Genomic DNA, 24,157 nt, shown 5'->3' on the forward strand with positions numbered 1-24,157 from the left:
CCCGCACCTCGTCGACGGCTGCCTCACCGAGACCGGCCTGACCATTGGTCCGACCCAAACGTGACCTTGCTACCTCACGCATTAAAGATCAGTAGTGGCCGTACGCGACCGTGTAGCCGATGTACAGCGCCGCCAGACCGTGCTCCCAGCTCGGCTCGGCACCGTTCTTCAGGTCGATCGCCGTCGCGACGAACAGGACCAGCTCCAGCACCGGTTCGCACAGCAGCAGGGCCACGCCACGCTCGTCCGACGCCACTTCAGCAGGTAACGGACGGTCAGGCCCAGCGCCAGCAGCACCCAGAAGCCCACCTCGCAGGCGATGATCAACGCGACGACCACGGCTCACTCCCTTCGGTCACCCTCCCAGGCTCCCGTCGGGATCCGCCGGATTCGTCGTCGGCGGTGACGAAACACGACTGCATCCTTCGATGTACCCGCGGACCGTCCCCAGGGGTCAGGCGCGCCGCCCGTCCCCCGTGTTGGATGGAGTCATGGCCGTACGACTCCCCCGCCCGCACCGCTTCGACGTGGCCGTCGCGGTGACCGGGCTGCTCGGCGGGCTCGCGCTGTGGGGTGTCGGCCTGAGCCCCCGGCCCGCCGACAGCTCGATCGTGCTCTGGCCGGGGCTCGGGCCGATGCTGGTGCCGCTCGCCGTGACGGCCTGCTGTGAGCTGCTGCGCCGGATCGCCCCGCGCACGGTGATGCTGACCGGCACGGCCGCGCTGGTTCTGGACACCGTCACGCAGGGCAGCCTCGTCACGATCCTGATGTTCACCGACCTGATGTACGCCGCCGTCCTGTACGGCCCGCCCGCCTCGGCCCGCCGCATCCCCCGGATCACGGGGCTGCTCTCGGTCGCCGGGTCGGTGGTGCCGTACGCGGTGTGGCGCGTGCCGGACGCGCTGCTGATCGGGGCCGCCGTCGGCATTGTGGCGTTCGCGCCCGCGTGCACCGGCCTGATCGTCCGCAACCATCGCGACGCCGCCGAGGCGGCCCGGCTGCGCGCCGAGCAGACCGCGCTGCTCGCCGAGATGGACCGCACCCAGGCCGTCACCGCCGAACGCGCCCGCATGGCACGCGAGTTGCACGACATGGTCGCCAACCACCTCTCCGCGATCGCCATCCACTCCACGGCCGCCCTCTCCCTGGACGACCCGGACACCACCCTGCAGGCCCTCGGCACCATCCGGCAGAACAGCGTCCAGGGGCTCGCGGAGATGCGGCGGCTCATCGGGATTCTGCGGGACTCCAGCGGCGACACCGAGCCCTCGGCCGCGCCCACCCTCGACGGGCTCGACACGCTCGTCGAGGGCGCCCGCACCAACGGCCTCGACGTCAGCCTCGACGACGCCCGCACCGACGCACCCGCGCCGGTCGCGCTGGCCGCGTACCGGATCGTGCAGGAGTCGCTGACCAACGCCCTCAAGCACGCCGCCCCCGGCCGGGTCGCCGTCAGCCTCAGCCGGCAGGACACCTCCCTCGTCGTCGCCGTGACCAGCCCGTACGGCGACCACGACACCCCGCGCGCCCCCGGCTCCGGCGCCGGGCTGGTCGGCATGCGGGAGCGGGCCGGCCTGCTGCACGGCACGTTCGAGGCCGGCCCCGAGGACTCTCCCGACGGCAAGATCTGGGCCGTACGCGCCGTCCTCCCCCTCGTCGAAGGAGACACCGCATGATCCGCGTCCTGGTCGCCGAGGACCAGTCCGCCGTACGCGCCGGGCTCGTCCTCATCCTGCGCAGCGCGCCCGACATCGAGGTGGTCGGCGAGGCGGCCGACGGCGAGCGGGCGGTGGCGCTGGCTCGTGAACTCCGGCCGGATCTGGTGCTGATGGACGTGCAGATGCCGCGCCTGGACGGGGTGGCGGCGACCCGGCAGGTCGTGGCGGAGGGCCTGGCCGACGTGCTCGTGCTGACCACCTTCGACCTCGACGAGTACGTCTTCGGGGCGCTGCGGGCGGGCGCCTCCGGGTTTCTGCTGAAGAACACGGACGCCAAGGACCTCATCGAGGCCGTGCGGACGGTCGCGCGCGGCGAAGGGCTGATCGCCCCGGCCGTCACCCGGCGTCTGATCGCCGAGTTCGCCGCCAAGCCCGTACGGGAGCCGAACGCCGACCCGGCCGTCCTGGAGAGCCTCACTCGGCGCGAGCGGGAAGTGCTGTCGTGTCTCGGCGAAGGGCTGTCGAACGCCGCGATCGCCGTTCGCCTCGACATGGCCGAGGCCACCGTGAAGACACACGTCAGCCGGTTGCTGGGGAAGCTGGCGCTGCGCAGCCGGGTCCAAGCCGCCGTGCTCGCACAGGAGTTGGGGATCTAGCGAGCCACCAGGGGGACTGGTCCAGACCCATTGACCTATGGTCCAGACCTTTCTATTCTCGCGACACTGTGGGCGTGAAGGCTCAGTCATGCCCCCGACACCCCCCGCCGAAAGGGCACGACGGTGCCGAGAGCGCGAGCGCGCTTCAGGCCCGAAGGGCTGAGCACGGTCGTGGTCTCGACACCGGCTGCAGCGCCCCGGAGGCGAAAAATCAGAAGAGGAGGCGCACAATGCGCTTCAGACTCCGAGCAATGGCAGGGTTCGCCACCCTCCTGCTCCCCCTCGCCGGCCTGGTCGGCCTCGCGAGTCCCGCCCAAGCGGCAACGGAAGTCACCGCCACGTACGCCAAGACCCAGGACTGGGGCACCGGCTTCGAGGGCAAGTGGACGGTCAAGAACACCGGTACGACCACGATCGGTTCGTGGACGGTCGAGTGGGACTTCCCCTCCGGCACGTCCGTCACCTCGGCCTGGGACGCGGACGTCACGTCCTCCGGCACCCACTGGACCGCCAGGAACAAGACCTGGAACGGCACCCTCGCCCCCGGTGCCTCCGTCTCCTTCGGCTTCAACGGCTCCGGCCCCGGCGCCCCCGCCGACTGCAAGCTGAACGGCGGCAGTTGCGACGGCGGCGGCACGGTCCCCGGTGACAACGCACCGAGTGCCCCCGGCACCCCCACCGCCTCCGACATCACCAACACCTCGGTGAAACTGACCTGGAGCGCGGCCACCGACGACAACGGCATCAAGAACTACGACGTCCTGCGCGGCGGCACCAGGGTCGCGACCGTCACCGGCACGAGTTACACGGACACCGGCCTGACCGCCGGCACCGACTACTCGTACACGGTCCAGGCCCGCGACACCGCCGACCAGACCGGCCCGGTCAGCGGCACGGTCGCCGTACGCACGACGGGCGGAGTCATCGACCCACCGCCCACCGGTACGAAGATCAACCTCGGCTACTTCACCGAGTGGGGCGTCTACGGCCGCAACTACCACGTCAAGAACCTGGTGACGTCCGGCTCCGCATCGAAGATCACCCACATCAACTACGCGTTCGGCAACGTCAAGAACGGCCAGTGCGTGCTGGACGACGCCTACGCGGCCACCGACAAGGCGTACACCGCCGACCAGTCCGTCTCCGGCGTCGCCGACACCTGGGACCAGCCGCTGCGCGGCAACTTCAACCAGCTCCGCCAGCTCAAGGCCAAGTACCCGCACATCAAGGTGCTGTACTCCTTCGGCGGCTGGACCTACTCCGGCGGCTTCGGCCAGGCGGCGCAGAACCCGGCCGCCTTCGCCAAGTCCTGCAAGGCCGTGGTCGAGGACCCGCGCTGGGCCGACGTGTTCGACGGCATCGACATCGACTGGGAGTACCCGAACGCCTGCGGCCTGACCTGTGACACCAGCGGCGCCGCGGCCTTCAGGAACCTGATGCAGGCCCTGCGCGCCGAGTTCGGCGGCAACTATCTGGTCACCGCGGCCATCACCGCCGACGGTTCCTCCGGCGGCAAGATCGACGCGGCCGACTACGGCGGCGCCGCGAGTTACGTCGACTGGTACAACGTGATGACGTACGACTACTTCGGCGCCTGGGCCTCCACCGGCCCGACCGCCCCGCACTCACCGCTCACCTCGTACTCCGGCATCCCGACCTCGGGCTTCAACTCCGCCGACGCGATCGCCAAACTGAGGTCGAAGGGCGTCCCGTCCGCCAAGCTGCTGCTCGGCATCGGCTTCTACGGCCGCGGCTGGACCGGCGTCACCCAGTCCGCCCCCGGCGGCACGGCGACCGGCGCGGCCCCGGGCACGTACGAGGCGGGCATCGAGGACTACAAGGTGCTGAAGACGTCCTGCCCGGCCACCGGCACCGTCGCGGGTACGGCGTACGCGCACTGCGGCACCAACTGGTGGTCGTACGACACTCCGGCAACCATCGCCGGGAAGATGACCTGGGCCAGGAACCAGGGCCTGGGCGGCGCCTTCTTCTGGGAGTTCAGCGGAGACACGAGCAGTGGCGAGCTGGTGAACGCCATCAGCAACGGCCTGAAGTAACCGAAAGTAAGCGAAAGTAACCGATCTACGCGACGTTGACGCTCCCCCAGACTTCGTCCGGGGGGACCCCCACCCAACGAGTGAATGTGGCTACGCCACATTCACTCGTTGTCCGGGCGGAGCCGCTTCCAGCCACGCGAGGAAACCGGTCAGCGCGTCCTCGCTCATCGCCAGTTCGATACGCGTCCCGCGGTGCAGACACGCCAGGACCACGGCGTCGGAGAGCAGCGCCAGCTCCTCCTCGCCCGCGGGATCGCGGCGGCCGGCCACCTCGATCGCCGAGCGCTCCAGGACGCGGCGCGGGCGGTGGGCGTACGAGAAGACGCGGAACCACTCGATGCGGTCGCCGTTGTAGCGGGCGATGCCGTAGCTCCAGCCCTTGCCGTTCTCGTCGCCCTCGGGTTTCTCTGGGGAGTTCCAGCGCAGGCTGCAGTCGAAGGTGCCACCGGAACGCTGGATGAGGCGGCGCCGGAGGCCGAAAACGAACAGCCCCACCAATACGAGCGTCACGACCAACCCGCACACAGTCAGAGCGAGGACCATCGACACCGACCTCCTCGTCTCCTAGGTAACGGAACGGAAAAAACACCCGCATTCACCTCAGCCGCGACCGGGTCCGGATTGCTCCGGCCCAGCCGCGGCTGAGTCACGTCATCACATGCGCTCCCCCCAGTGCCTAAAGGGCCTGGGAGGTACCCCCAGGGGTCAGCGCACCGCCACCGCACGCAGTCGAACGTCCGCGCGACGCTGGGCGGAGGCGTCGGCCTCCGACTTCGCGCGCTCGAGCGCCCGCTCCGCACGCTGGACATCGATCTCGTCCGACAGCTCGGCGATCTCGGCCAGCAGCGACAGCTTGTTGTCCGCGAACGAGATGAAACCGCCGTGCACAGCGGCGACGACCGTTGCACCTTCACTCGTACGGATGGTCACCGGGCCCGACTCCAGCACACCGAGCAGCGGCTGGTGACCGGGCATGACGCCGATGTCGCCGGACGTGGTGCGCGCGACGACCAGGGTGGCCTCACCGGACCAGACCTGGCGGTCCGCGGCGACCAGCTCGACGTGCAGCTCAGCAGCCAAGGGTGGCTCCTCGGGTCACCACCCGGCGGTTGTGCCGGGTGTTGGTTTCAATTCTAGTGGGCGTGGAAGGAGGGCCGGGACGCGCCCCGGCCCTCCCTGTGAGCGCGGGGCTCAGGAGACGCCAAGTTCCTTCGCGTTCTTCTTCAGGTCCTCAAGACCACCGCACATGAAGAACGCCTGCTCCGGGAAGTGGTCGTACTCGCCGTCGCAGATCGCGTTGAAGGCCGCGATCGACTCGTCCAGCGGGACGTCCGAACCGTCCACGCCGGTGAACTGCTTGGCGGCGTGCGTGTTCTGGGACAGGAAGCGCTCCACGCGACGGGCACGGTGGACGACGAGCTTGTCCTCCTCGCCGAGCTCGTCGATACCGAGGATCGCGATGATGTCCTGGAGGTCCTTGTACTTCTGCAGGATCGTCTTGACGCGCATGGCGGCGTCGTAGTGCTCCTGCGCGATGTACCGCGGGTCCAGGATGCGGGACGTGGAGTCCAGCGGGTCCACGGCCGGGTAGATGCCCTTCTCGGAGATCGGACGGGAGAGCACCGTCGTCGCGTCGAGGTGGGCGAACGTGGTGGCCGGGGCCGGGTCGGTCAGGTCGTCCGCGGGGACGTAGATCGCCTGCATCGAGGTGATCGAGTGACCACGGGTCGAGGTGATGCGCTCCTGGAGGAGACCCATCTCGTCGGCCAGGTTCGGCTGGTAGCCCACCGCGGAGGGCATACGGCCGAGGAGGGTCGACACCTCGGAACCGGCCTGGGTGAAGCGGAAGATGTTGTCGATGAAGAACAGCACGTCCTGCTTCTGCACATCGCGGAAGTACTCCGCCATGGTCAGACCGGCCAGGGCCACGCGCAGACGGGTGCCCGGAGGCTCGTCCATCTGACCGAAGACAAGGGCGGTCTTGTCCAGAACGCCGGACTCTTCCATCTCCGCGATGAGGTCGTTGCCCTCACGGGTGCGCTCACCGACGCCCGCGAAGACGGAGACGCCCTCGTGGAGGTTGGCGACACGCATGATCATTTCCTGGATCAGCACGGTCTTGCCGACACCGGCACCACCGAACAGACCGATCTTGCCGCCCTTGACGTACGGGGTGAGCAGGTCGACGACCTTCAGGCCGGTCTCGAACATCTCGGTCTTGGACTCGAGCTGGTCGAACGCCGGGGCCTTGCGGTGGATGGACCAGCGCTCGCCGTCGTAGGACTCGTCGACGTTCAGCACCTCACCGAGGGTGTTGAACACCTTGCCCTTGGTGAAGTCGCCGACCGGAACGCTGATGCCCTTGCCCGTGTCGGTCACGGCGGCCTGGCGGACCAGACCGTCGGTGGGCTGCATCGAGATGGTGCGGACCAGGCCGTCACCCAGGTGCTGGGCGACCTCCAGGGTCAGCGTCTTCTTCTCGCCGGCGTTGGCCGGGTCGGCCACCTCGACGTGAAGGGCGTTGTAGATCTCCGGCATGGCGTCGACGGGGAATTCCACGTCGACGACCGGGCCGATGACCCGGGCGACGCGGCCCGTGGCAACGGCCGTCTCAACTGTCGTCGTCATTACCTGTCACTCCCCGCGGTCGCGTCGGCCAGGGCTGCGGAGCCACCGACGATCTCGCTGATTTCCTGGGTGATTTCGGCCTGGCGGGCCGCGTTGGCAAGTCGGGAGAGCGAGGTGATCAGGTCTCCCGCGTTGTCGGTCGCCGACTTCATCGCGCGGCGCGTGGCGGCGTGCTTGGAGGCGGCCGACTGCAGCAGTGCGTTGTAGATACGGCTCTCGACGTAGCGCGGCAGCAGGGCGTCGAGGACGTCCTCCGCCGACGGCTCGAAGTCGTACAGCGGAAGGATCTCGCCCTTGGGAGCCTCCGCCGCCACCTCCTCCAAGCTGAGCGGCAGCAGACGGGCGTCGACCGCCGTCTGCGTCATCATCGAGACGAACTCGGTGAAGACGATGTGGAGTTCGTCCACGCCGCCGTCCGCCGTGTCCTTCTCGATGGCCTCGATGAGCGGGCCCGCGACCTTCTTCGCGTCCGCGTACGAGGGCTCGTCGGTGAAGCCGGTCCACTGCTCCGCGATCTTGCGCTCACGGAAGTTGTAGTGGGCGACACCGCGGCGGCCGACGATGTACACATCGACCTCCTTGCCCTCGCGCTCCAGGCGCTCGGTCAGCTGCTCCGCCGCCTTGATGGCGTTGGAGTTGAAGGCACCGGCCAGACCGCGGTCGCTGGTCAGCAGCAGCACCGCGGACCGGGTGACCGTTTCGGCCTGCGTGGTCAGCGGGTGCTTGGTGTTCGAGCCAGTGCCCACCGCCGTGACCGCGCGGGTGAGCTCGGTCGCGTACGGCGTGGAGGCCGTCACCTTGCGCTGCGCCTTGACGACGCGCGAGGCGGCGATCATCTCCATCGCCTTGGTGATCTTCTTGGTCGCGGTGACGGATCGGATGCGACGCTTGTAGACCCGGAGCTGGGCTCCCATGAGTCAGGTCCCTTCCTTACGTCACTTGGCGGTGGCCGGGGTTTCCTCGCCGAGAAGCTTGCCGTCCGAGGTCTCGAACTGCTTCTTGAAGTCGGCGATGGCGTCGGCGATGGCCTGCAGGGTGTCGTCCGACATCTTGCCGCCCTCCTTGATGGAGGTCAGCAGGCCCTGCTCCTTGCGGTGCAGGTACTCCAGCAGCTCCTTCTCGAAGCGACGGATGTCGGCGACCGGCACCTCGTCCATCTTGCCCGTGGTACCGGCCCAGACGGAGATGACCTGGTCCTCGGTGGCCATCGGCTGGTACTGCGGCTGCTTGAGCAGCTCGACCATGCGCTGACCCCGCTCAAGGGAGGCCTTCGACGCGGCGTCCAGGTCGGAACCGAAGGCGGCGAACGCCTCCAGCTCACGGTACTGGGCGAGGTCCACGCGCAGCCGGCCGGAGACCTGGCGGATCGCCCTGTGCTGGGCGGAGCCACCGACACGGGAGACCGAGATACCGACGTTCAGCGCGGGGCGCTGACCGGCGTTGAACAGGTCCGACTCCAGGAAGCACTGGCCGTCGGTGATGGAGATGACGTTGGTCGGGATGAACGCCGAGACGTCGTTGGCCTTCGTCTCGACGATCGGCAGGCCGGTCATCGAGCCGGCGCCCATGTCGTCGGAGAGCTTGGCGCAGCGCTCCAGCAGACGCGAGTGCAGGTAGAAGACGTCACCCGGGTAGGCCTCACGGCCCGGCGGACGACGGAGCAGCAGGGACACGGCGCGGTAGGCGTCGGCCTGCTTCGAGAGGTCGTCGAAGATGATGAGGACGTGCTTGCCCTCGTACATCCACTGCTGGCCGATCGCCGAACCGGTGTACGGCGCGAGGTACTTGAAGCCGGCCGGGTCGGACGCCGGGGCGGCGACGATGGTCGTGTACTCCAGGGCGCCGGCCTCTTCGAGGGCACCACGCACGGAGGCGATGGTCGAGCCCTTCTGACCAATGGCGACGTAGACGCAGCGGACCTGCTTCTTCGGGTCGCCCGAGCGCCAGTTGTCGCGCTGGTTGATGATCGTGTCGACGGCCAGGGCGGTCTTGCCGGTCTGGCGGTCACCGATGATCAGCTGGCGCTGACCGCGGCCGATCGGGGTCATCGCGTCGACGGCCTTGTAGCCGGTCTCCATCGGCTCGTGCACCGACTTGCGCTGCATGACCGTGGGGGCCTGCAGCTCAAGGGCGCGGCGACCGGACGTCTCGATCTCGCCGAGTCCGTCGATCGCGTTGCCGAGCGGGTCGACGACGCGGCCGAGGTAGCCCTCGCCCACGGCGACCGACAGGACCTCGCCGGTGCGGGTGACCGGCTGGCCCTCCTCGATGCCGCTGAACTCACCGAGGACGATGGCGCCGATCTCGCGCTCTTCCAGGTTGAGCGCGAGGCCGAGGGTGCCGTCCTCGAACTTCAGCAGTTCGTTGGCCATGGCCGAGGGCAGGCCCTCGACCTTCGCGATGCCGTCGCCGGCAAGGGTGACCGTACCGACCTCCTCGCGCGAGGCCGCGTCCGGCTTGTACGACTGGACGAAGTTCTCCAGCGCGTCCCGGATCTCCTCCGGCCGGATCGTGAGCTCCGCCATCTGGGTTCCCTGCTCTCCTTGTTGGGCCCGAAGTTTCTTTGGGGGATCTGGGGGCTCCCCCCAGAAACTTTGCATCCTCTGCAACGGCCCAACCAGGGCCGTAGTACTACGTATGGAGTTGCTGCTCTAGCTCGCCATGCGGCGGCCGACGTCTTCCAGCCGGTCCGCGAGGGAGCCGTTGATGACCTCGTCACCGACCTGCACCCGCATCCCGCCCAGGACCTCGGGGTCCACGTCGAGGTTGAGGTGCATCTGGCGGCCGTAGAGCTTGGCCAGCGCGGCGCCGAGGCGCTGCTTCTGTGTGTCGCTCAGCGGGACCGCCGAAGTGACGACGGCGACCATGCGGTTCCGGCGATCGGCGGCGAGCTTGGACAGGGACTCGAGTCCCGTCTCCAGGCTACGTCCCCGCGGCGCGGTCACAAGACGCGTCACCAGACGCTCGGTGGTGGCCTTGGCGCGGCCGCCGAGCAGGCTGCTCAGCAGCTCGCCCTTGGCGGCGCTGCCCGCCGCACGGTCGGTCAGGGCGGAGCGCAGCCCGGTGTTCGAAGAGACGATCCGGCCGAACCGGAACAGCTCGTCCTCGACGTCGTCGAGCGTGCCCGCCTGCTGCGCGGCGGTGAGGTCGGCCGTGTTGGCCAGCTCCTCCAGCGCGTCCACCAGGTGGCGCGACTGCGTCCAGCGGGAGCGCACCATGCCGGCCACCAGATCGGCGGTCTCGCCGCTGATCTGGCTGCCGAAGATGCGCCCGGCCAGCTCGGCCTTGGCCTCCGAGGTCTGCGCCGGGTCGGTGAGGACCCGGCGCAGCGACACCTCGCGGTCGAGCAGCGCGGTGACGGCGGCCAGCTCGTCGGCGAGCCGGCCCGCGTCCACGGAGGTGGAGTCCGTCAGCGCGTCGAGACGCTCACGGGCGGCTGCGGTTGCCTCACGGCTCGCTCCGTGTGCTGTCATCGAGTCGCCTCGGCCTTCGTCGCCTTGTCGTCGAGTTCGTCGAGGAACCGGTCGATGACGCGGCTCTGCCGGGCGTGGTCCTCCAGGGACTCACCGACGAGCTTGCCGGCCAGGTCGGTGGCGAGCTTGCCGACGTCCTGCCGCAGCGCGGACGAGGCCGCCTTGCGGTCGGCCGCGATCTGGGTGTGACCGGCGGCGATGATCTCCTCACGCTGCCGCTGGCCTTCCGCACGCATCTCGGCGATGAGCGCGGCACCCTGCTCCTGCGCCTCCTGGCGCAGCCGCGCGGCCTCGTGCCGGGCCTCTTCGAGCTGGGCCTTGTACTGCTCCAGCACGCTCTGGGCCTCGACCTTCATGGCGTCGGCCTCTTCGATACCGCCTTCGATCGCCGCCCGGCGCTCTTCCAGAACCTTGTTGATGTTCGGGAGGAGCTTCTTCCAGAAGAAGAAGAACACGATGGCGAAGGCGATGGTGCCGACGAGCAGCTCGGGGCCGGGCGGGACGAGCGGGTTCTGCTCCTCCTCGGCCGCCAGCTGCACCAGGTTGGCGATCACATCAGTGCCTTTCGTTGAAAGGTTTGCTCGTCACAGTCCGTCAGTTGTAGACGAACGGCATGACGATGCCGATGAGGGCGAGCGCCTCACAGAAGGCGAAGCCGAGGATCTGGTTGGCACGGATCAGGCCGGCGGCCTCGGGCTGGCGGGCAAGAGCCTGGGTACCGTTGCCGAAGATGATGCCGACGCCGACGCCGGGGCCGATGGCGGCAAGGCCGTAGCCGATGGAACCGATGTTGCCTTCGACAGCGGCGAGGGTCTCAAGGGCAGCCATGCTGATTCTTCCTTCTCTTTCATGGACCGGCGGGGGTTGGCCACCGGACGTTCTGGGGGCTTGTGGGGCGGCGCGGCTCAGTGGTGCTCGGCGAGAGCGCCCTGAATGTACGAGCAGGCGAGGAGCACGAAGACGTACGCCTGGACCGCCTGCACGAAGAGCTCGAAGAGGATCATGACCACGGTCATGACGAAGGAGACACCGGCGGCCGGGATCATCCAGCCGTTCAGCAGGTACCAGGAGGCGACCGTGAACATGACCAGCATCAGGTGGCCGGCGAACATGTTGGCGAAGAGTCGCACCGCGTGCGTGAACGGCCGGACGAAGAGGTTCGAGAAGAACTCGATGACCATGACGAGCGGCAGCACGGCACCGAGTGACTTGTCGTAGCCGGTGACGTTCTTGAAGAAGCCGACGAATCCGTGGCGCTTGAACGTCAGGCTGACCCAGAGCACCCAGACGATGGCCGCGAGGACCGCCGGGAAAGCGATGATCGACGAGACCGGGAACTGGGCGAGCGGGATCACGGACCAGATGTTCATGATCCAGATGAAGAAGAACAGCGAGACCATCAGGGGGACGTACTTCTCGCCCTCCTTGCGGCCCAGGGTCTCGTAGACGATGCCGCGGCGTACGAAGTCGTATCCGGCCTCGCCGACCATCTGCAGCTTGCCCGGGACGACCTTGGCTTTGCCGAAGGCGGCCCAGAAGAAGCTGATGACCAGCAGGGTGGTGATGAGCGCGAGCAGCATCACCTTGTTGAACTCGAACCCGCCGACGTGGGCGATCGGCTTGAAGAGGAACGAGTGCAGGCCCGGAGCCGGGAAGCCGCAGCCGTTGTCGGCCAGGATGCGGCAATTCCAGTCGAAGGCGAGCTGGGTCTGATCAGCACTCACCGCGGGCTCCTTCGGCGTGACGCATAGGGACGGCAACCTCGTTGTGTCGGCGCGGCGCGCAGCCGCGGGTCGGCACTGGACTGGTGTTTCGGATGTGGGGGCGGCTGGGGGGCATTGAGCCTCGCGATTGAGCAGGCGTCAGCTCAGATGCCCGCGCCCGCGATGCCGCAGTTGGCACCGGACGATAGCAGGAGTTCGCACAGGCCCTTATCCCGGCCCTACCCCTCACGACGAGTGCCCCGATTTGCCGGGGGTGCCACCCGTCGAGGGGTCGGGTTCGACGTAGAGGATCTTGGCCTTCATGTGTGCACGCGTCTGGGCGGCGATCCACGCGAGGGTGGTGGCGATGAGCGTGATCGCAAGGGCCTTGGGGTGGAACAGGGTGGTGTCTTTGAACACACTCAGGAAGATGAACAGCAGCAGGATCTGTGCTGCGTAGAGCATCAATCCCATGATCTGGAACAGGTGCGGAAGCGATTTGGCGGTGCGCTGCAGGACGTAGAGCCCGATGCCCATGAAGACGATCGTGAGCACCGCTGCGACCACCGCGCCGACCGCTCCCTTGCCACCCGCGACCACACCGCTGGCGACGGCAGCGATCGCACCGACGGCGGCCGTGGGCACGGCTGCCTGAAGGAGCATCCGGACGTCATTGGACGGCATGGCGGCAACTCCGCTTTGTAAAAAGAGGGGGGCAGGGTGTCGTCATGGACGAGCGTAGACCCGGGCGGAGCGAGCGAAGACCTCGCACCAATGGACCGTCGCATTACGGTCCTTCGGCCCTGTCCGGGTTCTCGTGAACCGTATCACAAACTATTTGATGAGGTCTTTACCTATCGGGTGTGCTCGGTGTCACACATGAGTGTGAACCTGCGCGTCTGTGCAGAATCCGCGCCGACTTGTCTGGTATTGGTGCGCTTTGACGGTTCGTCGGATGGCATACGGCCGGTCAAGCGTTAGTCAGATTCTTACCTCGCCGTCAGCGGGGCGTTCCGGCCTCGCTCCCGTCCAGGAGACGCGAACGGGCCCCGACGGCGGTCGCACCGTTGACTCCCGCGACGCCCGCCGCGACCGGCGTGCGCTCCTCCTCGACGGCCGGGGCGTCCGTGGCCGCCGGCACCGGCTCCTGGGCCGCGGTGGCGGCCACGGCGGCCCTGCGACGGCGGCGGTAGCGCGGCGGCACGAACGCCTCCGCCCAGCGCGGGGCACGCGGCGTGAACCGGGGCAGCAGAAGCAGCACCAGGCCGACCGTGCTGAGCGCGACGACGCCGAGGACGATCCACATGGACGCCGAGTTCACGGAGTACGCCAGGGCCCCGAAGGCGATGAGCGCCGACCAGAAGTACATGATGAGCACGGCCCGGCTGTGTGAGTGCCCGATCTCCAGCAGCCGGTGGTGCAGATGCCCGCGGTCGGCGGCGAACGGCGACTGGCCGCGCCAGGTGCGCCGGACGATGGCGAGGATCAGGTCGGCGGCCGGGATCGCGATGATGGTCAGCGGCATCAGCAGCGGGATGTAGACCGGCACCATCTGGTGCACCGTCGCCCGCTCGCTGCCCTCGAAGAAGAGCCGCATCGCGTCGGGGTCGACCTGCCCCGTGACGGAGATCGCACCGGCGGCCAGCACCAGGCCGATGAGCATCGAGCCCGAGTCGCCCATGAAGATCCGCGCGGGATGCATGTTGTGCGGCAGGAAGCCCAGGCACATGCCCATGAGGATCGCGGCGAAGAGGGTGGCCGGGGCGGCGGCCTCGATGCCGTACGAGTACCAGATGCGGTACGCGTACATGAAGAACGCGGCGGCCGCGATGCACACCATGCCGGCGGCGAGGCCGTCGAGGCCGTCCACGAAGTTCACCGCGTTGATGGTGATGACGACCAGGGCGACCGTCAGCAGGGTGCCCTGCCACTGGGTCAGCGCCACGTTGCCGACGCCCGGGATGGGCAGCCACAGGATCGTGAGACCCTGCATGACCATCACGCCCGCGGCGATCATCTGGCCGCCGAGCTTGATCAGGGCGTCGATCTCGAACTTGTCGTCCAGGACGCCGATGAGCCAGATCAGCGCCGCCCCGGAGAGCAGCGCCCGTGGTTCGTTCGACTCGGAGAAGACCTCGCTGAGGTTGGTCAGATGGTCGGCGACCAGCAGCCCGGCGCACAGCCCGAAGAACATCGCGATGCCGCCGAGCCGTGGGGTGGGTTCCCGGTGGACGTCGCGCGCGCGGATCGCCGGCATGGCCCCGGCCACGATCGCGAACTTCCGCACCGGCCCTGTCAGCAGGTACGTCACCGCGGCCGTGACACAGAGCGTCAGCAGGTATTCACGCACAGGCTTCCCCACAGGTCTCGCTGGCCATCTCAGCCCCACACCCTAGCGAGGGACGCATATGGTTGGGGACTTCCGGGTAGCGACGATGGTTGCACGTGTGGCTGTGTGCGGTGGCGCGGGTACCCCGACTCAGTCCGGATACGGCGGAAATCTTCCGGCCAGCTCCCGCACTTCTTCACGGGCCATCTTGGCGTCCACCGCCTCCCGCAGCACCTCCGCGAGCAGCACCGCGATCCGCGCCATCTCGGCCTCCCCCATCCCCTGCGTGGTCAGCGCCGCCGTACCGAGCCGCAGGCCACGGGCCTCTCCGTGCGGCAACGCGCAGCAGTCCAGCACCATCCCGGCGGCGGCGAGGCGCCCGCGCGCGGTCCGCCCGTCGACGCCGAGCGGTGCCGGATCGGCGGCGATGAGATGCGTATCCGTCCCGCCGGTGGTGACGGCGAGCCCTTCGGCGGCCAGCCCGTCCGCCAGGACCCGTGCGTTGGCGACCACCTGATGGGCGTACGCCGTGAACGCCGGTGTTGCCGCCTCCCCGAACGCGACGGCCTTGGCCGCGATCGTGTGCATCTGCGCGCCGCCCTGCGTGAACGGGAATACGGCGCGATCGACGCGCTCGGCAAGATCACTTCCGCAAAGGATCATCCCGCCGCGCGGGCCGCGCAGCACCTTGTGGGTGGTCGCGCACACGACATCGGCGTACGGCACCGGAGAGGGCGCCGCTCCCCCGGCGACGAGCCCGATCGGGTGGGCGGCGTCGGCGATGAGATAGGCGCCCACTTCGTCGGCCACCTGCCGGAAGAAGGGGTAGTCGACGTGGCGTGGATAGGAGATGGACCCGCACACGATGGCCTTGGGCCGGTGGGCACGGGCGAGGGCGCGTACCTGGTCGTAGTCGATGAGCCCCGACTCGGCCTCGACCCCGTACCCGACGAAGTCGAACCAGCGCCCGGAGAAGTTGGCGGGTGACCCGTGCGTGAGGTGACCGCCGTGCGGCAGCCCCAGCGCGAGTACGGTGTCGCCGGGCCGCAGGAGGGCGGCGTACGCGGCGAGTACGGCCGAAGACCCCGAGTGCGACTGCACATTGGCGTGCTCGGCACCGAACAGCGCCTTCGCCCGCTCGACGGCGATCCGCTCGGCGACGTCGACGATCTCGCAGCCTCCGTGGTGCCGGGCCCCCGGGTAGCCCTCCGCGTACTTGTTGGCGAGAGGCGACCCGAGCGCGGCGAGCACGGCGGGCGACGTGAAGTTCTCGGCCGCGATGAGCTGCAACGACGTCGACTGCCGCGCCAGCTCCCCCAGCAGAATCTCGGCGAGCTCGGGGTCCTGCCGACGCAGGGCGTCCGCTTCGAGCGTGGGTGTGACCGGTGTGACCGACATGGTGGGCTCCGGGCGTCGGCGGGGGTGCGCTACGACCAATGTAGGACCGTGGCCTGTGAGGCGCCCGGTGTTACGTCCGTGCGGGTACGCCCGTCAGTGCCGTCACCACAGGGTCCAGTGCCTGCTGGAGCCCAATCCTCGACGCGCCGCTCGCACTGCTCGGCCCTGGCGGGCCTCTCAAGCTTCGTGCCGCTGCGCCGGACTCCGTCCGTCGGAGGTCGTCCCGCGGCCAGGTCAGGTGCGGGCCGGCACACCCGTCAGCGCGGTCACCACCGGATCCAGTGCCTGCTGGATCTCCTCGCCGATGGACCGGAAGAACGTCAGCGGCGCCCCGTACGGGTCGTACACCTCGTCCGCCTCGGCCGTCGGCGCCAGCAGCCACCCGCGTAGAGCGGCGGCGGCACGGACCAGCGCCTGCGCACGGTCCACCATGCCGTCCTCCAGCGGGGGCAGCGTGGCCGTGTCTATGGCCTTCACCAGCCGCGTGAACTCCTTCAGGGTGAACGTCCGCAGCCCCGCCGAGTGCCCCATGGAGATGACCTGCGCCCGGTGGTCGCGCGTGGCCGTCAGCACCAGGTCGGCCCGGATGACGTGCTCGTCCAGCAGCTCACGGCCCACGAAGCCGGAGGCGTCCGCGCCGAAGTCCGCGAGGACCGCCTCCGCGTTGGCCTCCATGGGCGCCCCCTCGTGCCCCCAGGTGCCCGCGCTCTCGACGACCAGGCCGCCCCAGAGGGGGTCTCCGAGCCGGTCCGCCAGGGCATGGCGGGTCAGCCGCTCGGTGATGGGCGAGCGGCACACGTTGCCGGTGCTGACGTGGAGGATGCGGAAGGTGTGCCGGTGAAGACCCGTTGGTACCAGGTTTCCCGTCTCGTCCCCGTTGCCTATGCCACGCCCCGTGTCAGGGGCTGTCAATTCGCCACCTCGAGGTCGGGTACCACCTTGCGGAGCTCCTCCGCCGACAGCGCCCCGGCCCGCAGCAGCACCGGCACCCTGCCCGTGACGTCCACGATGGACGACGGCACGTTGCCCGGGGTCGGGCCGCCGTCGAGGTAGACGGAGACGGAGTCGCCGAGCATCTCCTGCGCGGCGTCGCAGTCCTCCGGCGCCGGGTGCCCGGTCAGGTTCGCGGACGACACGGCCATGGGGCCGACCTCGGTCAACAGCTCGATGGCGACCGGGTGCAGCGGCATGCGCACCGCGACCGTGCCCCGGGTGTCCCCCAGGTCCCACTGCAACGACGGCTGGTGCTTGGCGACGAGGGTGAGCGCGCCCGGCCAGAAGGCGTCGACGAGTTCCCAGGCCATCTCGGAGAAGTCGGTGACCAGGCCGTGCAGGGTGTTCGGGGAGCCGATGAGGACGGGGGTGGGCATGCCACGGCCCCGGCCCTTGGCCTCCAGCAGGTCGGTCACGGCCTCCGAGGAGAACGCGTCGGCGCCGATGCCGTACACGGTGTCCGTCGGCAGCACCACGAGCTCGCCACGGCGGACGGCGGACGCGGCCTCGCGCAGACCGGTCGCGCGGTCGGTCGCGTCATTGGTGTCGTATCGCCGTGCCATTTAGCGAGCCTCCTCGTACACGTACTGCTGGTTTGAAGTCGGGTAGCGGCTCACGGCAGCGCCTTGCGGGCGGTCGCGAACCGCGGGCGGTTGTTGAGGTCGGGGTGGTCGGCCGCGTCCGCCCAGCCCAGCTCCTCGGTGAAGATCCACGGCACCTGGCCGCCCTGCGTGTCGGCGTGCTCGACGACGACGACGCCGCCGGGGCGCAGCAGCCGGTGCGCGGTGCGTTCGAGACCACGGATCAGTTCCAGACCGTCCTCCCCCGAGAACAGGGCGAGTTCGGGATCGTAGTCGCGTGCCTCCGGTGCCACGTACTCCCACTCCGTGAGCGGGATGTACGGCGGGTTGGAGATGACCAGGTCGACCTGGCCGTCGAGGTCGGGAAAGGCGTCGAGGGCGTTGCCCTGGCGCAGGTCGACCCTGGAGCCCGCCATGTTCTTGCGGGTCCACTTCAGCGCGTCCTCGGACAGTTCCACGGCGTGCACGCGGGAGCGCGGCACCTCCTGGGCGAGGGCGAGCGCGATGGCGCCCGAGCCGGTGCACAGGTCGACGATGAGCGGCTCGACGACATCCATGGCCCGTACGGCGTCTATGGCCCAGCCGACCACCGACTCGGTCTCCGGGCGCGGCACGAACACCCCTGGCCCGACCTGTAGTTCGAGGTAGCGGAAGTATGCCCGTCCGGTGATGTGCTGGAGCGGTTCGCGGGCCTCGCGGCGGGCGACGGTCTCCCAGTACCGGGCGTCGAAGTCGGCGTCCTTGACCGAGTGCAGCTGGCCCCGCTTGACCCCGTGCACGAACGCGGCGAGTTCCTCCGCGTCATTGCGCGGCGAGGGCACGCCGGCGTCGGCCAGGCGCTGGGTGGCCTGGGCCACTTCCGCGAGCAGCACGCTGCGGGGGTTTGGGGGGCGCTCCCCAAATTTTTGCTGCACGCTGGTCCTCCGGGGCTGAGCGATGTACTTGTACGGGCCTTGCAGCCCTCGGGTCTTACGCTGCGGCCAGTTTGGCGGCCGAGTCCGCGTCGACGCACGCCTGGATCACCGCGTCGAGTTCGCCGTCGAGCACCTGGTCCAGGTTGTACGCCTTGAAACCGACGCGGTGGTCCGAGATGCGGTTCTCCGGGAAGTTGTACGTACGGATCTTCTCGGAGCGGTCGACGGTGCGGACCTGGCTGCGGCGGGCGTCGGCGGCTTCCCTCTCCGCCTCCTCCTGCGCCATGGCGAGCAGCCTGGAGCGCAGGATACGCAAGGCCTGCTCCTTGTTCTGCAGCTGGCTCTTCTCGTTCTGACAGGAGGCGACGACTCCGGTGGGAATGTGCGTGATGCGCACGGCGGAGTCGGTGGTGTTGACGGACTGACCACCCGGGCCGGACGACCGGTACACGTCGATCCGCAGATCGTTCGGATTGATCTCGACGTCGACCTCCTCGGCCTCGGGGGTCACGAGGACACCGGCCGCGGAGGTGTGGATACGGCCCTGGGACTCGGTCGCGGGCACGCGCTGCACACGGTGCACCCCGCCCTCGTACTTCAGCCGGGCCCAGACGCCCTGGCCGGGCTCGGTGGCGCCCTGGCCGCCCTTGGTCTTCACGGCGACCTGGACGTCCTTGTAGCCGCCGAGCTCGGACTCGGTGGCGTCGATGATCTCGGTCTTCCAGCCGATGCGCTCGGCGTACCGCAGGTACATGCGCAGCAGGTCACCGGCGAACAGCGCGGACTCGTCACCGCCGGCGCCCGCCTTGATCTCCAGGATCACGTCCTTGTCGTCGCTGGGGTCGCGCGGGACGAGGAGGAGCCGCAGCTTCTCCGTCAGCTCCTCGCGCTGCTTCTCCAGCTCCTTGACCTCGGCGGCGAAATCCGGGTCGTCGACGGCGAATTCACGCGCTGTCTCGATGTCGTCGCCGGTCTGCGTCCAGGAGCGGTACGTGGCGACGATCGGGGTCAGCTCGGCGTAGCGCTTGTTCAGCTTGCGCGCGTTCGCCTGGTCCGAGTGGACCGACGGATCAGCGAGCTTTTTCTCCAGGTCGGCGTGTTCCCCGACCAGTTCCTCGACCGCCTCGAACATCTCCGGCTCCCTGTACGACGAAATAAATGGGCTGCACCGCAAAGCGCCGGTCCCGATGCCCCCGAGACGAGGGCACCGAAGACCGGCGCTGTGGGCTCGCTACTTCTTGGCAGCGGCAGCCTTGCCGAAGCGGGCCTCGAAGCGGGCCACGCGGCCACCGGTGTCGAGGATCTTCTGCTTGCCCGTGTAGAACGGGTGGCACTCGGAGCAGACCTCGGCGCGGACGCTGCCGCTGGAGATCGTGCTGCGGGTGGTGAACGACGCGCCACAGGTGCAGCTGACCTGCGTCTCGACGTACTCGGGGTGGATGTCGCGCTTCAAGGGTGTCTCCTAGTTTCGGGAGGGCGCCGGGTCGCAGCCGCAGGATGCGGGAGCGTGAACCGGAGCCGACGGTCCAGTCTGCCAGGACTGGGTCCATCACCCAAAACCGGGGGCTCGGGTCGTGTATTCCCTGGGGTGGGGGTGGGTGGTTCGCGGGAGGAGGTGGCGCGTGATCGCCGTGGGCGGGTACGGGGTGTGGGTGGGTGGTTCGCGGGAGGGGTACCACGTGATCGCCGTGGGCGAGTGCGGGCTGCTTGTGGCTGGTCGCGCCCCGCGGCGCAGCCGCTGGTGTCACGGCCCCGCGCCTCTTACGGGGCGCCCCAGCACCCGGCGCAACCAGCCCGTCCGGCGCTTGAGGACGAGGCCGCCAGGCCGACGAACACCCCACCCGCCCCAGACACCACCATCCCGTCCAGCGCCTGAGAACGAGACCGCCAGACCGACCACCCCACCCACCTGCACACACCCGCCCACCCCAGGCACCACCAGCCCGTCCGGCGCTTGAGGACGAGCCGCTGAGGCGACCGGGGGTCTGGGGGCGGAGCCCCCAGGGATGGGACGGGTAGGGGCGGCGGGGGCGAGGAAAACCCGGCGCGGCGCGGCGCGTCAGGCCGATGTCACCACGCCGTCGGCGTCCCCCGTCGCCGTCCCCTCCGTCGCCGACCTCGGGATCGCCCGGTCGGCCTTGAGGGCGTTCCACACCTGCTGGGCCTTGGCCTCGTCGACGAGGACACGGTTGGGGTCGGCGGGGTCGTACTGGACCGGCAACGTGACCAGGTTCATGTGGGACGAGCTGATGCCCTTGAGCCCGCCCGCGAAGGACGCCAGGTCGGTGACCGAGCCCAGCTCGGAGTCGGTCGTGACCGTCCTGGTCGCGGTGTCGGCGAGGTCGTACAGCTTCTTCGGGTTGGTCAGGACGCCGACGTCCTTGACCTGGTCGACGAGGGCCTTGATGAACGCCTGCTGCAGCTGGATGCGGCCGAGGTCGGAGCCGTCTCCGACACCGTGCCGGGTGCGGACCAGCCCGAGGGCCTGCTCGCCGTCGAGCTCGTGGGTGCCGGCCTTGAGCTTCAGATGACTGTCGGCGTCGTCGATGTCCTTGGTGGTGGTCACCGTGACACCACCGAGCTCGTCGACGAGCTTCTCGAAGCCGCTGAAGTCGACCTCGATGTAGTGGTCCATACGGATGCCGGTCATGGACTCGACGGTCTTGACCGCGCAGGCCGCGCCACCGGTGGAGAACGCGGAGTTGAACATCGCCCTGGACGCGGCGGGATAGCTGTTCCCGTCCGTGTCGGTGCACTCGGGACGGTCGACGAGGGTGTCGCGGGGTATGGACACCACACTGGCCCGCTCATGGCCCTCGTAGACGTGCACGATCATCGCCGTGTCCGAGCGGGCGCTGCCGTCGTCGGCGCCGCCCCCGAGCGCCTGGTTGCTGCCGGAGCGGCTGTCGGAGCCGAGTACGAGGATGTCCTGCGAGCCGCTGTCCACGTCGTCGGGCCGGTCGGTGCCGAGGACCTGATTGATGTCGACGCTCTTGATGTTGCCGTTGAGCTTGGAGTACAGGTAGCCGACACCCGTACCGCCGAGCACGGCGATCCCCGCCGCCGTCCAGGCCATGATCAGGAGCGCTTTGCTCCGCTTGTCGCGAGCCTTGCGGCGACCGTGCCCCCTCGCCCTCTCGGCTGACATGCGCACCTCGGTCCTCCGTACGGATCGCTCGTACGGTTCGCTTACCCCTGCTTTCCGTCAGACGGAGAAACCCGGAAGAAGGTTGCACAACACACGAGGCTGCCCCCGTAAACCAGGGGCAGCCTCATGCTTTCAGGGGCGCGGGGCTCTGTCATTGTGCGGCTCCGCCGCGTGGGCGCGACCAGCCACAACCAACCCGCGCCGACCTACAACAGAACCCACCGAGCTCCTTAGTCGCCGTTACCCGGCATAGGCGTCGTCTTCTGAATCTGCAGCAAGAACTCCGCGTTCGACTTCGTCTGCTTCATCTTGTCCAGCAGCAGCTCGATCGCCTGCTGCTGGTCAAGCGCATGCAGCACCCGCCGCAGCTTCCACACGATGGCCAGCTCATCACTACCGAGCAGGATCTCTTCCTTACGCGTACCCGACGCGTCGACGTCCACCGCCGGGAAGATCCGCTTGTCCGCGAGCTTCCGGTCGAGCTTCAGTTCGGCGTTACCCGTGCCCTTGAACTCCTCGAAGATCACCTCGTCCATCCGGGACCCGGTGTCGACGAGCGCCGTCGCCAGGATGGTGAGCGAGCCACCGTCCTCGATGTTGCGCGCGGCACCGAAGAACCGCTTCGGCGGGTACAGGGCCGTCGAGTCGACACCACCGGACAGAATGCGCCCGGAGGCCGGGGCCGCGAGGTTGTACGCACGGCCCAGACGCGTGATGGAGTCGAGCAGCACGACCACGTCGTGCCCCAGCTCGACCAGCCGCTTGGCGCGCTCGATGGCGAGCTCGGCGACCGTGGTGTGGTCCTCGGCCGGACGGTCGAAGGTCGAGGAGATGACCTCGCCCTTCACCGACCGCTGCATGTCGGTGACCTCTTCCGGACGCTCGTCGACGAGGACGACCATCAGGTGGCACTCGGGGTTGTTGTGCGTGATCGCGTTGGCGATCGCCTGCATCATCATGGTCTTGCCGGTCTTCGGCGGGGCCACGATCAGACCGCGCTGGCCCTTACCGATGGGCGCGACGAGGTCGATGATGCGGGTGGTGAGGATGCCCGGGTCCGTCTCCAGGCGGAGGCGGTCCTGCGGGTACAGCGGCGTCAGCTTGTTGAACTCCGGGCGGCCGCGGCCGTGTTCGGGCGCCATGCCGTTGACGGAGTCCAGGCGGACCAGCGCGTTGAACTTCTCGCGGCGCTCGCCCTCCTTGGGCTGACGGACCGCACCGGTGATGTGGTCGCCCTTGCGCAGGCCGTTCTTGCGGACCTGGGCGAGGGAGACGTACACGTCGTTGGGACCGGGCAGGTAGCCCGAGGTACGGATGAAGGCGTAGTTGTCGAGGATGTCCAGGATGCCCGCGACGGGGATCAGGACGTCGTCCTCGGCGAGCTGCGGCTCGGCGATGTCGTCGCGGCCACGGCGGCCACGGCGGTCGCGGTACCGGCCACGGCGGCCGCGGCGGCCTCCGCCGTCGTCGTCGAAGTCGTCCTGACGATCGCGGTCCTGGCGGTCCTGCCGGCTGCCGCCCTGCTGCTGGCTCTGCTGACCGCGCTGCTGGCCGCCCTGCTGGTCATCGCCCTTGCCACGGCGGTCGCGGTCCCGGCCGCGTTCACGGCGGTCGCGGCGGCCCTGACGGCCCTCGCCGCCGTCACCGGCGTCGGACTTGGCCTCGCCCTGCTGCGGCTGGGCCTGGGCCTGCGGCTGCGTCTGGACGGGGGTCTCCGCCTTCGGCTCGCTCTTGGCCTCGGCGGAGACCGTCTCGGGGCTGCCGGCCTCGGCGGTGGCACGACGACGGCGGCGCTCGGCGGGCGCGTCGTCGCTGGCGGGCTGGCCGGGGATCTCGATCTGCTGCTGAGCCACGGCCTTCTCGGCGGCCGGCTTCGCCGCAGCCTTCTTCTCGGCCTTCTCGGCCTTCTCGGCTTTCTCGGCCTTTTCCGCCTTCTCGGCGGGGGCGGAGTCACCCGTACGCGCCTTCGAGGTGGCGCGGCGCTTTGGCTTGGTCTCGGCGGCAGGCGTCTCGGCCTTGGCGGGGGAACCCCCTCCGGCCTGCGCCTCCTTGATGACCTCGATCAGCTGGCTCTTGCGCATACGCGCGGTGCCCCTGATGCCGAGGCCGGATGCGACCTGCTGCAGCTCGGCCAGCACCATGCCCTCAAGGCCGGTACCGCGGCGCCGCCGGGAGCCGGCACCAGTGGCAGGCGCGGAGGCGTCCGTGGCGGGCGCGGCAGCGGTCTCCTCGACACGTGCGCCCATCAGATCGGTGGTGTCGCTCACGAAGGGTCCTTCCCTGGAGCGGACGTCGGCCTGTCTGGCTCGGCGACCGGTTGTGCTGTCCGGCTTTGGTCCCTTGTGATGTGGACCGTGCCGGGGCGGTGGTCCGCCAAAGAGGCGGAGGAAATTTCTGGTGATTCAGCGCTTCCCCGGGCCGTGGCACTGAATGACGGTGTCACGCGGCTCGGTCACGCCGGTTCCGGAGCGTGCTCGACAAACCGCTCAGTGCCTGCGTACGACGTACAACGTGATGTACGAAACACAGTGCGGCTTGGGAGGCTCCCGGAAGAATGGTTGTCCCGGACGGGGACAGGAAGCACCTCGCCATGGTGGGGTCGGGTGCAGACTTGAGGTT

At 69.0% G+C, this 24,157-nt stretch carries 22 protein-coding genes and 1 pseudogene; 3 read left to right on the forward strand and 20 right to left on the reverse strand.

What is annotated here, in order from left to right; genetic code table 11:
* Positions 1 to 91: 91 nt before the first annotated feature.
* Positions 92 to 339: pseudogene (locus tag ACWD3C_RS40535) on the reverse strand (hypothetical protein); the annotation flags it as partial.
* A 152-nt stretch (positions 340 to 491) separates the two neighbouring features.
* Between ACWD3C_RS40535 and ACWD3C_RS40540 the strand changes: the two are divergent.
* The 3 genes from ACWD3C_RS40540 (at position 492) to ACWD3C_RS40550 (ending at position 4,371) form a co-directional block, all read left to right on the forward strand.
* Positions 492 to 1,676, forward strand: a complete 1,185-nt coding sequence (locus ACWD3C_RS40540; protein ID WP_451152377.1) for a sensor histidine kinase — start codon at positions 492 to 494, stop codon at positions 1,674 to 1,676.
* Positions 1,673 to 2,314, forward strand: a complete 642-nt coding sequence (locus ACWD3C_RS40545; RefSeq protein ID WP_451152379.1) for a response regulator — start codon at positions 1,673 to 1,675, stop codon at positions 2,312 to 2,314. The genes ACWD3C_RS40540 and ACWD3C_RS40545 overlap by 4 nt, the downstream gene beginning before the upstream one ends.
* Positions 2,315 to 2,544: 230 nt before the next feature.
* Positions 2,545 to 4,371: a glycosyl hydrolase family 18 protein gene (locus ACWD3C_RS40550; protein WP_451152381.1), complete on the forward strand. Its 1,827-nt coding sequence runs from the start codon at positions 2,545 to 2,547 to the stop codon at positions 4,369 to 4,371.
* A gap of 90 nt (positions 4,372 to 4,461) precedes the next feature.
* Here ACWD3C_RS40550 and ACWD3C_RS40555 read toward each other — a convergent pair whose 3' ends face one another.
* From ACWD3C_RS40555 to rho, 19 genes are all read right to left on the reverse strand, one after another.
* On the reverse strand, positions 4,462 to 4,914 hold the full coding sequence (locus ACWD3C_RS40555) for a DUF2550 domain-containing protein (protein WP_451152383.1): 453 nt from the start codon (positions 4,912 to 4,914) through the stop codon (positions 4,462 to 4,464).
* Positions 4,915 to 5,076: 162 nt separating this feature from the next.
* Positions 5,077 to 5,451 carry a F0F1 ATP synthase subunit epsilon gene (locus ACWD3C_RS40560; protein WP_451152385.1) on the reverse strand — a complete coding sequence of 125 codons (375 nt, stop codon included), beginning with the start codon at positions 5,449 to 5,451 and terminating at the stop codon, positions 5,077 to 5,079.
* 111 nt (positions 5,452 to 5,562) lie between these two features.
* Entirely contained in the window at positions 5,563 to 6,999 is a 1,437-nt protein-coding gene (gene atpD / locus ACWD3C_RS40565; RefSeq protein ID WP_451152387.1) for a F0F1 ATP synthase subunit beta, read from the reverse strand.
* Entirely contained in the window at positions 6,999 to 7,913 is a 915-nt protein-coding gene (locus tag ACWD3C_RS40570; RefSeq protein WP_451152389.1) for a F0F1 ATP synthase subunit gamma, read from the reverse strand. Before ACWD3C_RS40570 ends, atpD begins: the two co-directional genes overlap by 1 nt.
* A gap of 21 nt (positions 7,914 to 7,934) precedes the next feature.
* Complete coding sequence (gene atpA, locus ACWD3C_RS40575) at positions 7,935 to 9,524, reverse strand: F0F1 ATP synthase subunit alpha (protein ID WP_451152391.1); 1,590 nt, start codon at positions 9,522 to 9,524, stop codon at positions 7,935 to 7,937.
* Between the two features lie 126 nt (positions 9,525 to 9,650).
* Positions 9,651 to 10,472 (reverse strand): F0F1 ATP synthase subunit delta, encoded by an 822-nt coding sequence (locus ACWD3C_RS40580; RefSeq protein WP_451152393.1) that lies wholly within the window; start codon positions 10,470 to 10,472, stop codon positions 9,651 to 9,653.
* Positions 10,469 to 11,026 (reverse strand): F0F1 ATP synthase subunit B, encoded by a 558-nt coding sequence (locus tag ACWD3C_RS40585; RefSeq protein ID WP_451152395.1) that lies wholly within the window; start codon positions 11,024 to 11,026, stop codon positions 10,469 to 10,471. The genes ACWD3C_RS40580 and ACWD3C_RS40585 overlap by 4 nt, the downstream gene beginning before the upstream one ends.
* A 40-nt stretch (positions 11,027 to 11,066) precedes the next feature.
* Positions 11,067 to 11,300: an ATP synthase F0 subunit C gene (gene atpE / locus ACWD3C_RS40590; protein WP_143636214.1), complete on the reverse strand. Its 234-nt coding sequence runs from the start codon at positions 11,298 to 11,300 to the stop codon at positions 11,067 to 11,069.
* A 77-nt stretch (positions 11,301 to 11,377) separates the two neighbouring features.
* Complete coding sequence (gene atpB / locus ACWD3C_RS40595) at positions 11,378 to 12,148, reverse strand: F0F1 ATP synthase subunit A (protein ID WP_451152441.1); 771 nt, start codon at positions 12,146 to 12,148, stop codon at positions 11,378 to 11,380.
* 273 nt (positions 12,149 to 12,421) lie between these two features.
* Positions 12,422 to 12,859, reverse strand: a complete 438-nt coding sequence (locus tag ACWD3C_RS40600) for a hypothetical protein (protein WP_451152397.1) — start codon at positions 12,857 to 12,859, stop codon at positions 12,422 to 12,424.
* 316 nt (positions 12,860 to 13,175) lie between these two features.
* Positions 13,176 to 14,525, reverse strand: a complete 1,350-nt coding sequence (locus ACWD3C_RS40605) for an MraY family glycosyltransferase (protein ID WP_451152399.1) — start codon at positions 14,523 to 14,525, stop codon at positions 13,176 to 13,178.
* Between the two features lie 129 nt (positions 14,526 to 14,654).
* Positions 14,655 to 15,902 carry a serine hydroxymethyltransferase gene (locus ACWD3C_RS40610; protein ID WP_451152401.1) on the reverse strand — a complete coding sequence of 416 codons (1,248 nt, stop codon included), beginning with the start codon at positions 15,900 to 15,902 and terminating at the stop codon, positions 14,655 to 14,657.
* Between the two features lie 234 nt (positions 15,903 to 16,136).
* Positions 16,137 to 16,814, reverse strand: a complete 678-nt coding sequence (locus tag ACWD3C_RS40615; RefSeq protein WP_451152403.1) for an arsenate reductase/protein-tyrosine-phosphatase family protein — start codon at positions 16,812 to 16,814, stop codon at positions 16,137 to 16,139.
* Positions 16,811 to 17,458, reverse strand: coding sequence for an L-threonylcarbamoyladenylate synthase (locus ACWD3C_RS40620; RefSeq protein WP_451152405.1), 648 nt, complete (start codon positions 17,456 to 17,458; stop codon positions 16,811 to 16,813). Before ACWD3C_RS40620 ends, ACWD3C_RS40615 begins: the two co-directional genes overlap by 4 nt.
* Positions 17,459 to 17,508: 50 nt before the next feature.
* The gene (gene prmC, locus ACWD3C_RS40625; protein WP_451152407.1) at positions 17,509 to 18,348 is read right to left on the reverse strand and encodes a peptide chain release factor N(5)-glutamine methyltransferase; all 840 of its coding nucleotides are present in this window, start codon (positions 18,346 to 18,348) and stop codon (positions 17,509 to 17,511) included.
* A 97-nt stretch (positions 18,349 to 18,445) separates the two neighbouring features.
* Positions 18,446 to 19,522 carry a peptide chain release factor 1 gene (gene prfA, locus ACWD3C_RS40630; RefSeq protein WP_451152409.1) on the reverse strand — a complete coding sequence of 359 codons (1,077 nt, stop codon included), beginning with the start codon at positions 19,520 to 19,522 and terminating at the stop codon, positions 18,446 to 18,448.
* A gap of 99 nt (positions 19,523 to 19,621) precedes the next feature.
* Positions 19,622 to 19,843 carry a 50S ribosomal protein L31 gene (rpmE, locus tag ACWD3C_RS40635; protein ID WP_451152411.1) on the reverse strand — a complete coding sequence of 74 codons (222 nt, stop codon included), beginning with the start codon at positions 19,841 to 19,843 and terminating at the stop codon, positions 19,622 to 19,624.
* A 606-nt stretch (positions 19,844 to 20,449) separates the two neighbouring features.
* Positions 20,450 to 21,538, reverse strand: a complete 1,089-nt coding sequence (locus ACWD3C_RS40640; RefSeq protein ID WP_451152413.1) for an LCP family protein — start codon at positions 21,536 to 21,538, stop codon at positions 20,450 to 20,452.
* Positions 21,539 to 21,768: 230 nt separating this feature from the next.
* A complete protein-coding gene (gene rho / locus ACWD3C_RS40645) occupies positions 21,769 to 23,805 on the reverse strand; it encodes a transcription termination factor Rho (RefSeq protein WP_451152415.1) in 2,037 nt (678 codons plus the stop codon).
* Positions 23,806 to 24,157: the final 352 nt, after the last annotated feature.

Source organism: Streptomyces sp. NPDC002845, from assembly GCF_053591955.1.